Below are 14,052 nucleotides of genomic sequence, written 5' to 3' on the forward strand. Positions count from 1 at the left end.
GCGTAGAGCCTGGGTTCGCTGGTCGCGACGATGGCGTGCGCGGCCTTGACGCGTGCATAGAAGTCGGCGCCGGCCAGCGCAATCACCTTGCGGCCCGGCGAGCGTTTCGCGCAGACCGCTTCCATCTCGTGATGCACCGGATCGGCGAGCGCCGGATCGCCCCTGACCGAGGCGCGGAACAGCGCCTCCGGCACTGTTTCGTCCACCGGCAGCAGGCTGAGGATCGCATCGATCACCGGAATGATGTGATGGCCGTCGGCGCGTATCAGCCTGCGCGCCTGTTCCTCGGCGGGATAGTTGCCGTCGACGATAGCGATCTCGTCGCCATGGCCCATAGCCCTGAGCGTCGCCAGAAGCTGCGGGCTAAGCAGCGGCGGGATGCCGATCAGCATGGTCAGGCGCTCCTGGAGATCGAGGTCGGCCCGATCAGGAAACGTTCGGAAAGTGGCAGGCTGGCGCCGCCCAGCGCCCGCGCATGGATGCCGACCGTTCCTTCGCATACGACCGGCAGCTTCAGCCCCTCGGCGTCGATGCCGGTGATCGCATCCGTGACCGCATCGACGAGCCGCCGCCGCACCTCGAGCGGCATCCAACCGTCGATCACCGCGGCCTCGAAATCGATGACCGATGAGGCCGCGACGATTGCATAGGCCAGCGCTTGCGCGGCGTTTGCAATCCATTCGTCCAGTTCGGCGCCAATATCACCCCATTCCTGCGGCGAAGTCCAAAGATGCGAGCCGTCTATGCCCTTCGCGTTGAGCGCCTTTTCCAGCATCGCGATCGAGGCGACGTCGATGAGCTGCGTCGGCTTGCCGTCCGGCCCCGGCACCGGCATGGAGCCCAGCGCGCCGGCGTTTCCGGTCGGACCGCCGAACAGGCGGCCGTTGAGTACGATGCCGCCGCCGGCAAAGGCGCCGATATAGAAATAGACGAAGTCGCGCGCGCCTCCCGCCTGGCCGAAGACGAGCTCCGCCCCGCAGGCGGAGGTGGCGTCGTTCTGCAGATAGACCGGAAAGTCGCACTGCGACTGGATATCGGCGCGGATGTCGCGATGGCGCCATTCGTCCATGATCTCGCGCGGCGCGCCTGCGGTGTCGGCCCAGCTCCAGAGCTCGAACGGCATGGCGATGCCGAGGCCGGCAATGCGCTTGTCCTGCGCCGGCGTCAGTTCGCCGCGCATTTTTTTGATGCCGGCGCTGACAAACTCGACCGTCTCGCGCGGCGCGGGATAGCGATAGGAATTCCGCAGCATCGAGCGCACATTGCCGAGGAAGTCGATCAGCACCAGTTCGGCGCTGCGGCGGCCGATCTTGAGTCCGATGAAGAAGGCGCCCTCCGGATTGAGCGCCATCGGGATCGACGGCTGGCCGATTTTGCCCCGCAAGGGCGCCTGGCGAAGGAGCAGCTTGTCTTCTTCGAGCTCGCGCATGATGACCGACACCGTCTGGGCCGACAGCCCCGTCATGCGCGCGATGTCGGATTTGGCTAGGCTGCCATGCTGGCGTACCAGCGACAGCACGAGCCGTTCATTGTGGTCGCGCATACCGCTCTGGTTGGTGCCGCGATGCAGGCGGCTCCCCAGAGCCTCGGGCGAACCGTGCCTCGCAATGCCGGTCTCCACCCTGTTCCTCCCGTTGGTTTCCCCACATTGCTTTTCGTTCAGAATGAGTGAACGGCGCAAGCCTGTCAATAATAAATAAGAGTGATTTAATTATTGACAGGCGTCTCGGACTGGTGTCTTTTGAGGTGGCGTCCACGCTGGGAGAATGGTTGGATGCGCTCGAGGCGCCGGGTAGGCCGGCGTCCGGAATGGTTCCACTGGGAGGAAAATCGTGACCAAGAAATCGCTGCTGAAATCCACCGTGTTCGCGGCGGCCGGGCTGGGCCTGCTTGCATTCGCCTCGTCCGCATCGGCCGCGGGCGTCGGCGCCTGCCTGATCACCAAGACCGATACCAATCCCTTCTTCGTCAAGATGAAGGAGGGCGCGACAGCCAAGGCCAAGGAACTCGGCGTCGACCTCAAGACCTATGCCGGCAAGATCGACGGCGACAGCGAGAGCCAGGTCGCGGCGATCGAAAGCTGCATCGCCGACGGCGCCAAGGGCATCCTGATCACCGCCTCCGACACCAAGGGCATCGTGCCGACGGTCAAGAAGGCGCGCGACGCCGGCCTGCTGGTGATCGCGCTCGACACGCCGCTTGATCCGATCGATGCCGCCGACGCGACCTTCGCCACCGACAATCTGGAGGCCGGCAAGCTGATCGGCGCGTGGGCCGCCGCCACGCTCGGCGACAAGGCCAAGGACGCCAAAATCGGCTTCCTCGACCTGACACCTTCGCAGCCGACCGTCGACGTGCTGCGCGACCAGGGCTTCATGATGGGCTACGGCATCGACGTGAAGGACCCGAACAAGATCGGCGACGAGGACGATCCGCGCATCGTCGGTCATGACGTGACCAACGGCAATGAGGAAGGCGGCCGTAAGGCGATGGAGAACCTTCTGCAGAAGGATAACACCATCAACGTCATCCACACCATCAACGAGCCGGCCGCTGTCGGCGCCTACCAGGCGCTCAAGGCCGTCGGCCTCGAAAAGCAGGTGCTGATCGTCTCGGTCGACGGCGGCTGCCCCGGTGTGAAGTCGGTGACCGAAGGCGTCATCGGCGCCACCTCGCAGCAATATCCGCTGCAGATGGCGGCACTCGGCATCGAGGCGATCGCCGCCTATGCCAAGGACGGCACCAAGCCGAAGCCGACCGAAGGCAAGAACTTCTTCGACACCGGCGTCAACCTGGTGACCGACAAGCCGGCTAACGGCGTGAAGTCCATCGACACCAAGGAAGGCCTCGCCAAGTGCTGGGGCTGATGCCGGCCTGACAGGCGCATAAACCTTGCGGCTGGGGCTTGATCCCCGGCCGCATCGGGTGGACGATGCGCTTTCGCAAGCGCTGATAATCCCGGCAATAGACCGGAATGCGTGAACGGCGCGTGGAGCAATGAGCAAGCTCCGCGCAGACGGGAGGTCACATGTCTCAGATGCAGGAATTCGAGAAGGTGCTCACCGGCAGCGACAGCAGCGTCGCCGCCTTCGAGGAGCACGGCAAGTCGTTCGTCAAGCGGGCCCAGCATTTTTTGCATTCCACGCCGGCAGCGGTGCCGCTGATCGTGCTGGTGCTGTCGATCATCATTTTCGGCATCGCGATCGGCGGACGTTTCTTCTCATCCTACACGCTGACGCTGATCCTGCAGCAGATCGCCATCGTCGGCATTCTGGGCGCTGCCCAGACGCTGGTCATCCTGACCGCCGGCATCGATCTTTCGATCGGCGTCATCATGGTGATTTCGGCCGTGATCATGGGCAACTGCGCTCTCACCTACGGGATGCCGACCCTTCTTGCGGTGGTCGTCGGGCTTGCCGCCGGCAGCGCCTGTGGCCTGCTCAACGGTCTGCTGGTCGCCTACATGAAGCTGCCGCCCTTCATCGTCACGCTCGGCACCTGGAATATCGTCATGGCGACGAATTTCATCTATTCGGCCAATGAGACGATCCGCGACGCCGACGTCGATGCCCAGGCGCCGCTGCTGCACTTCTTCGCCCTGAGCTTCAGGGTCGGTTCCGCCGTGCTGACGGCCGGCGTCATCGCGATGGTCCTGCTGGTGATGCTGCTCTGGTACGTGCTCAACCACACCGCCTGGGGTCGCCACGTCTATGCCGTCGGCGACGATCCGGAAGCGGCCAAGCTCTCCGGCATCCAGACCAAGAAGGTGCTGATGGCCGTCTATACGCTTGCCGGCCTGATCGCCGCCTTCGCGGCCTGGGTGTCGATCGGCCGCAACGGTTCGATTTCGCCGTCCGCCGCCGTCACCGACTACAATCTGCAGGCGATCACCGCGACGGTGATCGGCGGCATCTCGCTCTTCGGCGGCCGCGGCTCGATCCTCGGCACGCTGTTCGGTGCCATGATCGTCGGTGTCGTCTCGATGGGTCTCAACATGCTCGGTGCCGATCCGCAATGGAAGGTGCTGCTCACCGGTGTCCTGATCATCGGCGCCGTCGCGATCGACCAGTGGATCAGAAAGGTTTCGGTGTAACCATGACTGAGAAGGCTGTCCTCACCGCGCGCGGTCTCACCAAGCGCTATGGCCGCGTGACCGCGCTCAACAACTGCGACTTCGATCTCTACCCCGGCGAAATCCTGGCGGTGATCGGCGACAACGGCGCCGGCAAGTCGACGCTGATCAAGGCGATCTCTGGCGCCGTGCATGCCGACGAGGGGGTGATCGAGTTGGACGGCAAGCAGGTCCAATTCAAATCGCCCATCGAAGCCCGCGAGGCGGGCATCGAGACCGTCTATCAGAACCTCGCGCTGTCGCCGGCGCTGTCTATCGCCGACAACATGTTTCTCGGCCGCGAGATCCGCAAGCCCGGGCCGCTCGGCAGCTGGTTCCGCATGCTCGACCGTCCGGCGATGGAGAAGCGCGCCCGCGACAAGCTGACCGAGCTCGGCCTGATGACCATCCAGAACATCAGCCAGGCAGTGGAAACGCTCTCGGGCGGTCAGCGCCAGGGCGTCGCGGTGGCGCGCGCCGCCGCTTTCGGCTCGAAAGTGGTGATCATGGACGAGCCGACGGCAGCACTTGGCGTCAAGGAAAGCCGCCGCGTGCTGGAGCTGATCCTCGACGTCAAGAAGCGCGGTCTGCCCATCGTGCTCATCTCGCACAACATGCCGCATGTCTTCGAGGTGGCCGATCGCATCCACATCCACCGGCTTGGACGGCGTCTCTGCGTCGTCGATCCCAAGCAGATTTCCATGTCGGATGCGGTCGCGCTCATGACCGGCGCCAAGAAGCCGCCGGAAGACGCGCTAGCGGCCTGATCTCCACGCACCACGGTAAATAGCCGCAGAGGCGCCAGATGGACATCACGGCCTAAATCGATTTAACGTATGCTGCAGCGCGGCAAAGTGGGGTAGGAGAAGCGGTGAAAGCCGGTATGATCAGGCCAACCGAACGAGAGGCAGCATGACACCCGCCATGACGATCGAAGCTCCCGCTCTCGACCATCCCGACCCCAAGACGCTCGCCGAAGAAGTCTTGATGTCGCTCAAATACCGGCTCGGCAAGGACACCACGGTTGCCACGCCCCATGACTGGCTCACCGCCTCGATCAAGGTCGTGCGCGACCGCATCGTCGATCACTGGATCCAGGCGACCAAGGAAGCCTACGACCAGCAGGAAAAGCGCGTTTATTACCTCTCGCTCGAATTCCTGATCGGGCGCCTGATGCGCGACGCCTTCTCCAATCTCGACCTGATGGAGAACATGCGCGAGGCGCTCGCCTCGCTTGGCGTCGACCTCGACCTCATCGCCGGGCTCGAGCCGGATGCTGCGCTCGGCAATGGCGGCCTCGGCCGGCTCGCCGCCTGCTTCATGGAAAGCATGGCGACCGTCGATATCCCGGCGCACGGCTACGGCATCCGCTACGCCAACGGCATGTTCCGCCAGGAGATCCACGACGGCTGGCAGGTCGAATTGCCGGAAACCTGGCTCGACCACGGCAATCCATGGGAGTTCGAGCGGCGCGAGCGCTCCTTCGAGGTCGGCTTCGGCGGTTCGGTGGAATCGATCACTTCCAAGGACGGCCGGCTGGAGCGCCATGTCTGGAAGCCGACCGAGCATGTGCTGGCCGTCGCCTATGACACGCCGGTCGCCGGCTGGCGTGCCAGGCGCGTCAACACGCTGCGCCTGTGGTCGGGCATGCCGATCGACCCCATCCTGCTCGACAAGTTCAACGCCGGCGACCACATCGGTGCGCTCGCCGAAAGCAACAAGGCCGACGCGCTGTCGCGCGTGCTCTATCCCGCCGATTCCCACAAGGCCGGCCAAGAGCTCAGGCTGAGACAGGAGTATTTCTTCTCGACAGCCTCGCTGCAGGACATCATCCAGCGGCATCTCAGCCAGTATGGCGACCTAAAATCGCTACCCGACAAGGCCGCGATCCATTTGAATGATACCCATCCGGCGATTGCCGTGGCGGAGCTGATGCGGCTTCTGATGGACGTCCATGGCGTGGACTTCGACCTTGCCTGGGACGTCACCAAGCGCACCTTCGCCTACACCAACCACACGCTGCTGCCGGAGGCGCTGGAAAGCTGGCCGGTGCCGCTCTTCGAGCGCCTGCTGCCGCGCCATATGCAGATCGTCTACGCCATCAACGCGCAGGTGCTGCTCGAGGCTCGCGCCACCAGCCAGTTCTCGGGCGATCAGATCGCCCGCATCTCGCTGATCCAGGAAAACGGCGACCGCCGGGTGCGCATGGGCAATCTCGCCTTCGTCGGCTCGCATTCGATCAACGGCGTCTCTGCCCTCCACACCGAGCTGATGAAGGAGACGGTGTTCGCCGATCTCCACAAGCTCTACCCGGACCGCATCAACAACAAGACCAACGGCATCACGCCGCGGCGCTGGCTGATCCAGTGCAATCCCGGCCTGACCGCGCTTGCGCGCGAGGCGATCGGCGACCGTTTCATGGACGACATCGAGGCGATCAAGGATCTTGATCCTCTCGCCGACGATGCCGCCTTCCGCGAGAAGTTCGCCGCCGTGAAGCGGCAGAACAAGGCGAGGCTCGCGAACCTCGTCGCCGACCGGCTGGGCATCAGGCTCGATCCGTCGGCGCTGTTCGACATCCAGGTCAAGCGCATCCACGAATACAAGCGTCAGCTTCTCAACATCCTGGAGGCGATCGCGCTTTACGACCAGATCCGCTCGCATCCGGAGCGGGAGTGGATGCCGCGGGTGAAATTCTTCGGCGGCAAGGCGGCGCCCAGCTACCACAACGCCAAGCTGATCATCAAACTGGCCAACGACGTCGCCAGGGTCATCAACGGCGATCCCTCGGTGCGCGGCCTGCTGAAAATGGTGTTCATGCCGAACTACAATGTCAGCCTGGCCGAGGTGATGATGCCGGCCGCCGATCTTTCCGAGCAGATATCGACCGCCGGCATGGAGGCCTCCGGCACCGGCAACATGAAGTTCGCGCTGAACGGCGCGCTGACCATAGGCACGCTCGACGGCGCCAATGTCGAGATCAAGGAGCATGTCGGCGACGACAACATTTTCATCTTCGGCCTCACCACCGCCGAGGTCGCCGACCGGCGCGCCAACGGCTACGATCCGCGTGGCGTGATCGAGGCTTCGCCGGAGCTGTCGCAGGCGGTGTCGGCGATCTCGTCCGGCGTCTTCTCGCCCGACGATCCCAACCGCTACCGCGATCTCATGAATGGCCTCTATCAGGGCGACTGGTTCATGGTTGCGGCCGATTTCGATTCCTATGCAGCCTGCCAGCGCGAGGTCGACGCCGTGTGGCGCAACAGTCCCGACTGGTACGCGCGCGCCATCCGCAACGTCGCCCGCGTCGGCTGGTTCTCGTCCGATCGAACCATCCGCCAATATGCGAAAGAAATCTGGAACGTACCTGTCTGATGTGATTGCATAAGGTCACGAACGATGTGGCCCCCGGTGCATGCCGCCCAAAAAGTGCACAGCGCTTTTGGGATCACGGCATGCGCCAAAACAAAGACTGGTGCATGCCGCCCAAAAGTGCACAACGCTTTTGGGATCACGGCATGCACCAAAACAAAAGGTGCCCGGGGAGGGCGACCGCCTGATGAGGAAGCCGCGCGCGACCGCTGCGACAAGCGGGCCGGACGGACTGGCGCAAGCCGGCGATGTCGCGGCGATTGTCGCCGGAACGCATGGCGATCCTTTTGCGGTTCTGGGCGTGCATGAGGCCGACAAGGGTTTCGTCGCCCGCTGCTTTGTGCCCAACGCCGAATTCGTCACCGCCTATACGCTGACCGGCAAGGAAGTCGGGCAACTCATACGCAGCAACGATGCCGGCTTCTTCGAGGGCAGGCTTTCGATCCGCAAGCGTCAGCCGCTGCGCTATCACGCGAGAAATGCCGGCGGCGACTGGTGGCTGACCGACCCCTATTCCTTCGGCCCGGTGCTGGGACCGATGGACGATTACTACATGGCCGAGGGCTCGCACCTGAGGCTCTTCGACAAGCTCGGCGCCCATATCATCGAGCATGAGGGCGCGACCGGCGTGCATTTCGCCGTTTGGGCGCCGAATGCCAGGCGCGTCTCGGTGGTTGGCGCCTTCAACGACTGGGACGGCCGCCGGCACACCATGCGCGACCGCAAGGACACCGGCATCTGGGAGCTGTTCATTCCCGATCTCCGCGCCGGCCAGCCCTACAAGTTCGAGATCATCGGCCCCGACGGCGTCAGACTGCCGCTCAAGGCCGATCCCTTCGCCTTCGAATCCGAGATGCGTCCGGCGACTGCGTCGGTGACGGCGCCGCCGATGGCGCATCAATGGGGCGACGAAGCGCACCACAAATTCTGGCAAGACGTCGATCCGAGACGTGAGGCGATCTCGATCTACGAGGTCCATGCAGGCTCTTGGCAGCGTCGCGACGACGGCACGTTCCTCACCTGGGACGAACTCGCCGCGCGGCTGATCCCTTATGTGGTGGACGCCGGCTTCACCCATATCGAGTTCCTGCCTGTCTCCGAGCATCCTTATGACCCGTCCTGGGGCTACCAGACGACCGGGCTCTATGCGCCGACTGCCCGCTTCGGTGATCCCGACGGCTTTGCCCGCTTCGTCGACGGCGCCCACCGCGCCGGCGTCGGCGTGATCCTCGACTGGGTGCCGGCACATTTCCCGGTCGACGAGCACGGGCTGGTTCAATTCGACGGCACCGCGCTCTACGAGCATGCCGATCCGCGCCAGGGCTTCCATCCCGACTGGAACACCGCGATCTACAATTTCGGCCGCCGCGAGGTGGTGTCGTTCCTCGTCAACAATGCGCTGTTCTGGGCCGAAAAATACCATGTCGACGGTCTGCGCGTCGACGCCGTCGCCTCGATGCTCTACCTCGACTATTCGCGCAAGGCGGGCGAATGGATCCCCAACGAGAAGGGCGGGCGCGAGAACCTGCAGGCCGTCAGCTTCCTGCAAAAGATGAACAAGGAGCTTTATGGCCATCATCCCGGCGTGATGACGATCGCCGAGGAATCGACCTCATGGCCGAAAGTTTCGCGCCCCGTGCATGAGGGCGGGCTCGGCTTCGGCTTCAAGTGGAACATGGGCTTCATGCACGACACGCTGGAGTATCTCTCCAAGGAGCCCATCTTCCGCAAGCACCATCACAACGACATCACCTTTGGCCTGACCTACGCCTTCTCGGAAAATTTCGTGCTGCCGCTCTCCCATGACGAGGTCGTGCACGGCAAAGGCACGCTGCTTCACAAGATGGCCGGCGACGACTGGCAGAAATTCGCCACGCTGCGCGCCTACTACGCCTTCATGTGGGGCTATCCCGGCAAGAAGCTTCTGTTCATGGGGCAGGAGTTCGCCCAGCGCCGCGAGTGGAGCGAGGCGCGCGCGCTCGACTGGAACCTGCTCGACTATGCTCCGCATCGCGGCGTCTGGCAGACGGTGCGGGACCTGAACTACCTCTACCGCTCGCGCCCGGCGCTGCATGCGCGCGACTGCGAGCCGGAAGGCTTCTCCTGGCTGATCGTCGACGATCGCGACAATTCGGTCTTTGCCTGGCTGCGCAGCGCGCCGGACGGCAACCCGATCGCTGTCATCTCCAATTTCACGCCGGTGCCGCGCGAGAACTATCGCGTGCCGCTGCCGAAGGCGGGCGAGTGGCGCGAGATCATGAACACTGACGCAGCCGTTTATGGCGGCTCCGGCATGGGCAATGGCGGCAGGGTCGCAGCCAGCGGGGAAGGGGGTGGCACGTCGGCGACGATGCTGTTGCCGCCGCTCTCGACAATCATGCTGGAATTCGTCGCGGACTGAAGCAGATGATATCTCATGTTGCTCCAGCAATGTTCCGTGCAGCTTACTTGGGAGGGTAACAATGGCAGAGATCAAGAGAACCCAGCCGCTGGCGCGCGATGCCATGGCCTATGTGCTTGCCGGCGGCCGCGGCAGCCGCCTCAAGGAACTGACCGACCGGCGCGCCAAGCCCGCGGTCTATTTCGGCGGCAAGACGCGCATCATCGATTTCGCGCTGTCCAATGCCCTCAACTCGGGCATCCGCCGTCTCGGCGTCGCCACCCAGTACAAGGCGCATTCGCTGATCCGCCATCTGCAGCGCGGCTGGAACTTCCTGCGGCCGGAGCGAAACGAGAGCTTCGACATCCTGCCCGCCTCGCAGCGCGTGTCCGAAACCCAATGGTATGAAGGCACGGCCGACGCCGTTTACCAGAACATCGACATCATCGAGGCCTACGGCCCGGAATACATGGTCATCCTTGCCGGCGACCACATCTACAAGATGGACTACGAGCTGATGCTGCGCCAGCATGTCGACGCCGGTGCCGACGTGACCGTCGGCTGCCTGGAAGTGCCGCGCATGGAGGCGACCGGCTTCGGCGTCATGCATGTCGACGCCAAGGACAACATCATCGCTTTCGTCGAAAAGCCCGCCGATCCGCCCGGCATCCCCGACAAGCCGGAGTTCGCCCTGGCATCGATGGGTATCTACGTCTTCAAGACCAAGTTCCTGATGGAGCAACTGCGCCGCGACGCCGCCGAACCCGGCTCCAGCCGTGACTTCGGCAAGGACATCATCCCCTATATCGTCCAGCACGGTAAGGCGATCGCCCACCGTTTTGCCAAGTCCTGCGTGCGCTCCTCGCATGAGGCCGAGCCTTACTGGCGCGACGTCGGAACGGTGGACGCCTATTGGGAAGCCAATATCGACCTCACCGACGTCACCCCAGAGCTCGACCTCTACGACCGCGACTGGCCGATCTGGACGTATGCCGAATTGAAGCCGCCGGCAAAATTCGTGCATGACGAGGACGGCCGCCGCGGCGAGGCGATATCCTCGCTGGTGTCCGGCGACTGCATCGTCTCCGGCGCATCGCTGCGCCGCAGCCTGATCTTCACCGGCGCGCGCATCAATTCCTATTCGAAGCTCGAGGAAGTGGTGATGCTGCCCGACGTCCAGGTCGGCCGCAAAGCGCGTCTCACGCGCGTCGTCATCGACCACGGCGTCCACATTCCGGAGGGACTGGTGGTGGGCGAGGACCCGGCACTCGACGCCAAGCGCTTCCGCGTTTCGGAAAAGGGCATCTGCCTGATCACCCAGGACATGATCAACAAGTTGTCGACCTGACAAGGTCGATCAACAAGCTGTCAATTTGATCAGCAAGCTGTCACTTTAACGTCGGAATGTGAGGCGCATGCAGGTTCTGTCGGTCACGCCCGAAATCTTCCCGCTGATCAAGACCGGCGGGCTTGCCGACGTGACCGGCGCGCTGCCGATCGCGCTCGCCGGCAAGGGCGTGGCGATGCGCACGCTGGTTCCCGGCTATCCGGTGGTGATGGAGGCTTTCAAGAAAAAGAAGGCCGTCTACCAGTATCCGCTGCTGCAGGGCGGCAAGGCTTCGGTCCATGCCGTGAAGATCGGCGAGCTCGACCTTTTCGTGCTCGATGCGCCGCATCTCTTCGACCGCGTGGGCGGACCCTATGGCAACGCCAGCGGCGCCGACTGGCCCGACAACTGGCGGCGCTTCGCGGCGCTGAGCCAGGTCGGCGGCGACATCGCCGGCGGCGCGATCTCCGGCTACCAGCCCGACATCGTGCACGCCCATGACTGGCAGTCGGCGATGACGCTCGCCTACATGCGCTACGGCAAGGCAGTCGGCGTGCCGTCGCTGATCACCGTGCACAACCTTGCCTTCCAGGGCCAGTTCGGCGCCGGCATCTTCGGCGAGCTCGGCCTGCCGGGTGTCGCGATGCAGCTCGACGGCGTCGAATACTATGGCGGCGTCGGCTATCTCAAGGCCGGCCTGCAGGCCGCCTGGGCGATCACCACGGTGAGCCCGACCTATGCGCAGGAGATCCGCTCGCCGGAATTCGGCATGGGCCTCGACGGCCTGATCAACATGCGCGCCGTCGACCTCCACGGCATCGTCAACGGCATCGATGTTGATATCTGGAACCCGGCGACCGACAAGCATCTGGTGGCCAACTACGCGGCCGACACGCTTGAGGCCCGCGGCCTCAACCGCAAGGCGGTCGAGGATCGCTTCAACCTCGAGAGCGACGACAGCCCGATTGTCTGCGTCATCAGCCGGCTGACCTGGCAGAAGGGCATGGATATCCTGGCCGCGGTCGTCGACGGCGTCGTTCAGCGCGGCGCCCGGCTGGCGGTGCTGGGCTCGGGCGATGCCGGCCTCGAAGGCTCGCTGCTTGCCGCCGCCGCCCGCCATCGCGGACGCGTCGGCGTCGTCGTCGGCTATGATGAAGGCCTCTCCCACATCATGCAGGGCGGCTGCGACGCCATCGTCATCCCGTCGCGCTTCGAGCCCTGCGGGCTGACCCAGCTTTACGGCCTGCGCTATGGTTGCGTGCCGGTCGTCGCCCGCACGGGCGGTCTTGCCGACACCATCATCGATGCCAATGAGGCGGCGCTTTCGGCGGGCGTCGCCACCGGCTTCCAGTTTGTCCCGAACAATGGCGGCGCGCTGCTGCATGCCATTCGCCAGTTGGTAGAGGTTCATGCCAGGCCCGCGGCCTGGGCATCGATCCAGCGCCAGGGCATGAAGGCCGATGTCTCCTGGGACAAGAGCGCCGAGAAATATATCGAACTCTATCGCTTGCTGCTTTCGAAAAGGGCTGCCTGAGGCATGATCAAAACCGTCTCCACTAAACCCTACACCGACCAGAAGCCCGGCACCTCCGGCCTGCGCAAGAAGGTGCCTGTCTTCCAGCAGGAGCACTATGCCGAGAACTTCATCCAATCGATCTTCGACGCGCTCGAAGGTTTTCAGGGCAAGACGCTGGTGATCGGCGGCGACGGCCGCTTCTACAACCGCGAGGTGATCCAGAAGGCCATCGCCATGGCCGCCGCCAACGGCTTCGGCAAGGTGATGGTCGGGCAGGGCGGCATCCTCTCGACGCCCGCCGCCTCCAACATCATCCGCAAGTACAAGACCTTCGGCGGCATCATCCTCTCGGCCAGCCACAATCCAGGCGGTCCGCACGAGGATTTCGGCATCAAGTACAACGCCGGAAATGGCGGCCCCGCGCCGGAGAAGATCACCGACGCGATCTTCGAGAAAACCAAGACGATATCGAGCTTCAAGATCGCCGACATCGGCCAGATCGACATCGACAAGATCGGCACCGTCGAGGCCGGCGGCATGACGGTCGAGATCATCGATCCCGTCACCGACTATGCCGAGCTGATGGAGAGCCTGTTCGACTTCGACGCCATCCGCGCCAATTTCAAATATGGCTTCCGCATGCGCTTCGACGCCATGCATGCGGTTACGGGGCCCTATGCCAAGGAGATCCTCGAACGCCGGCTCGGCGCGCCGAACGGCACCTGCCGCAACTTCAAGCCGCTGCCTGATTTCGGCGGCCATCACCCGGACCCGAACCTTGTGCACGCCAAACATCTCTATGACGAGATGATGGGTCCGGACGCGCCGGATTTCGGCGCCGCCTCCGACGGCGACGGCGACCGCAACCTGATCATCGGCAAGGGCATCTTCGTCACCCCGTCGGATTCGGTGGCGATGCTTGCCGCCAACGCGCATCTGGCGCCCGGCTATAAGGAAGGCCTGAAAGGCATCGCCCGCTCGATGCCGACCAGCGGCGCGGCCGACCGCGTCGCCGAGAAGCTCGGCATCGGCATCTACGAGACGCCGACCGGCTGGAAGTTCTTCGGCAACCTGCTCGACGCCGGCATGGCGACGATCTGCGGCGAGGAAAGCGCTGGCACCGGCTCCAACCATGTGCGCGAGAAGGACGGGCTGTGGGCCGTGCTTTTGTGGCTCAACATCCTCGCGGTGCGCGGCGAGAGCTGCAAGGAGATCGTCACCAAGCACTGGGAGACCTACGGTCGCAACTACTATTCGCGCCACGACTATGAGGAGGTCGAGACCGAGCGGGCGAATGCGCTGGTCGATGAATTGCGCGCCAAGCTCGGCTCGCTGCCGGGCATCAG

General features: G+C 64.0%; 10 protein-coding genes. 8 read left to right on the forward strand and 2 right to left on the reverse strand.

Annotated elements, in window-relative coordinates:
* A partial coding sequence (locus EOA29_RS09815; RefSeq protein WP_127220824.1) for an RbsD/FucU domain-containing protein occupies positions 1-392 on the reverse strand: 392 nt, incomplete at its 3' end.
* A 2-nt stretch (positions 393-394) separates the two neighbouring features.
* Positions 395-1,621: an ROK family transcriptional regulator gene (locus EOA29_RS09820; RefSeq protein WP_127220825.1), complete on the reverse strand. Its 1,227-nt coding sequence runs from the start codon at positions 1,619-1,621 to the stop codon at positions 395-397.
* Between the two features lie 211 nt (positions 1,622-1,832).
* On the opposite strand from EOA29_RS09820, the gene EOA29_RS09825 reads away from it, so the two are divergent.
* From EOA29_RS09825 to EOA29_RS09860, 8 genes are all read left to right on the forward strand, one after another.
* Positions 1,833-2,867 (forward strand): sugar ABC transporter substrate-binding protein, encoded by a 1,035-nt coding sequence (locus tag EOA29_RS09825; protein WP_127220826.1) that lies wholly within the window; start codon positions 1,833-1,835, stop codon positions 2,865-2,867.
* A 161-nt stretch (positions 2,868-3,028) separates the two neighbouring features.
* Entirely contained in the window at positions 3,029-4,093 is a 1,065-nt protein-coding gene (locus tag EOA29_RS09830; RefSeq protein WP_127220827.1) for an ABC transporter permease, read from the forward strand.
* A gap of 2 nt (positions 4,094-4,095) precedes the next feature.
* Positions 4,096-4,878 (forward strand): ATP-binding cassette domain-containing protein, encoded by a 783-nt coding sequence (locus tag EOA29_RS09835; RefSeq protein WP_126095158.1) that lies wholly within the window; start codon positions 4,096-4,098, stop codon positions 4,876-4,878.
* 145 nt (positions 4,879-5,023) lie between these two features.
* Positions 5,024-7,486: a glycogen/starch/alpha-glucan phosphorylase gene (locus EOA29_RS09840; protein ID WP_127220828.1), complete on the forward strand. Its 2,463-nt coding sequence runs from the start codon at positions 5,024-5,026 to the stop codon at positions 7,484-7,486.
* Between the two features lie 184 nt (positions 7,487-7,670).
* Entirely contained in the window at positions 7,671-9,884 is a 2,214-nt protein-coding gene (glgB, locus tag EOA29_RS09845; RefSeq protein ID WP_127220829.1) for a 1,4-alpha-glucan branching protein GlgB, read from the forward strand.
* A gap of 61 nt (positions 9,885-9,945) precedes the next feature.
* A complete protein-coding gene (glgC, locus tag EOA29_RS09850; RefSeq protein ID WP_126095155.1) occupies positions 9,946-11,211 on the forward strand; it encodes a glucose-1-phosphate adenylyltransferase in 1,266 nt (421 codons plus the stop codon).
* A gap of 67 nt (positions 11,212-11,278) precedes the next feature.
* Positions 11,279-12,724 (forward strand): glycogen synthase GlgA, encoded by a 1,446-nt coding sequence (glgA, locus tag EOA29_RS09855; RefSeq protein WP_127220830.1) that lies wholly within the window; start codon positions 11,279-11,281, stop codon positions 12,722-12,724.
* A gap of 3 nt (positions 12,725-12,727) precedes the next feature.
* The coding region (locus EOA29_RS09860) for an alpha-D-glucose phosphate-specific phosphoglucomutase (RefSeq protein ID WP_127220831.1) at positions 12,728-14,052 on the forward strand (1,325 nt) is incomplete at its 3' end.

It is taken from the genome of Mesorhizobium sp. M1E.F.Ca.ET.063.01.1.1, assembly GCF_003998155.1.
In the GTDB taxonomy this organism is placed as follows: Bacteria; Pseudomonadota; Alphaproteobacteria; order Rhizobiales; family Rhizobiaceae; genus Mesorhizobium.

Bases quoted from the DNA above. Each gene is read 5' to 3' on its own strand.
- glgA (WP_127220830.1), top strand. From the start codon at position 11,279: ATGCAGGTTCTGTCGGTCACGCCCGAAATCTTCCCGCTGATCAAGACC.
- EOA29_RS09840 (WP_127220828.1), top strand. From the start codon at position 5,024: ATGACACCCGCCATGACGATCGAAGCTCCCGCTCTCGACCATCCCGAC.
- EOA29_RS09830 (WP_127220827.1), top strand. From the start codon at position 3,029: ATGTCTCAGATGCAGGAATTCGAGAAGGTGCTCACCGGCAGCGACAGC.
- EOA29_RS09835 (WP_126095158.1), top strand. From the start codon at position 4,096: ATGACTGAGAAGGCTGTCCTCACCGCGCGCGGTCTCACCAAGCGCTAT.
- glgC (WP_126095155.1), top strand. From the start codon at position 9,946: ATGGCAGAGATCAAGAGAACCCAGCCGCTGGCGCGCGATGCCATGGCC.
- glgB (WP_127220829.1), top strand. From the start codon at position 7,671: ATGAGGAAGCCGCGCGCGACCGCTGCGACAAGCGGGCCGGACGGACTG.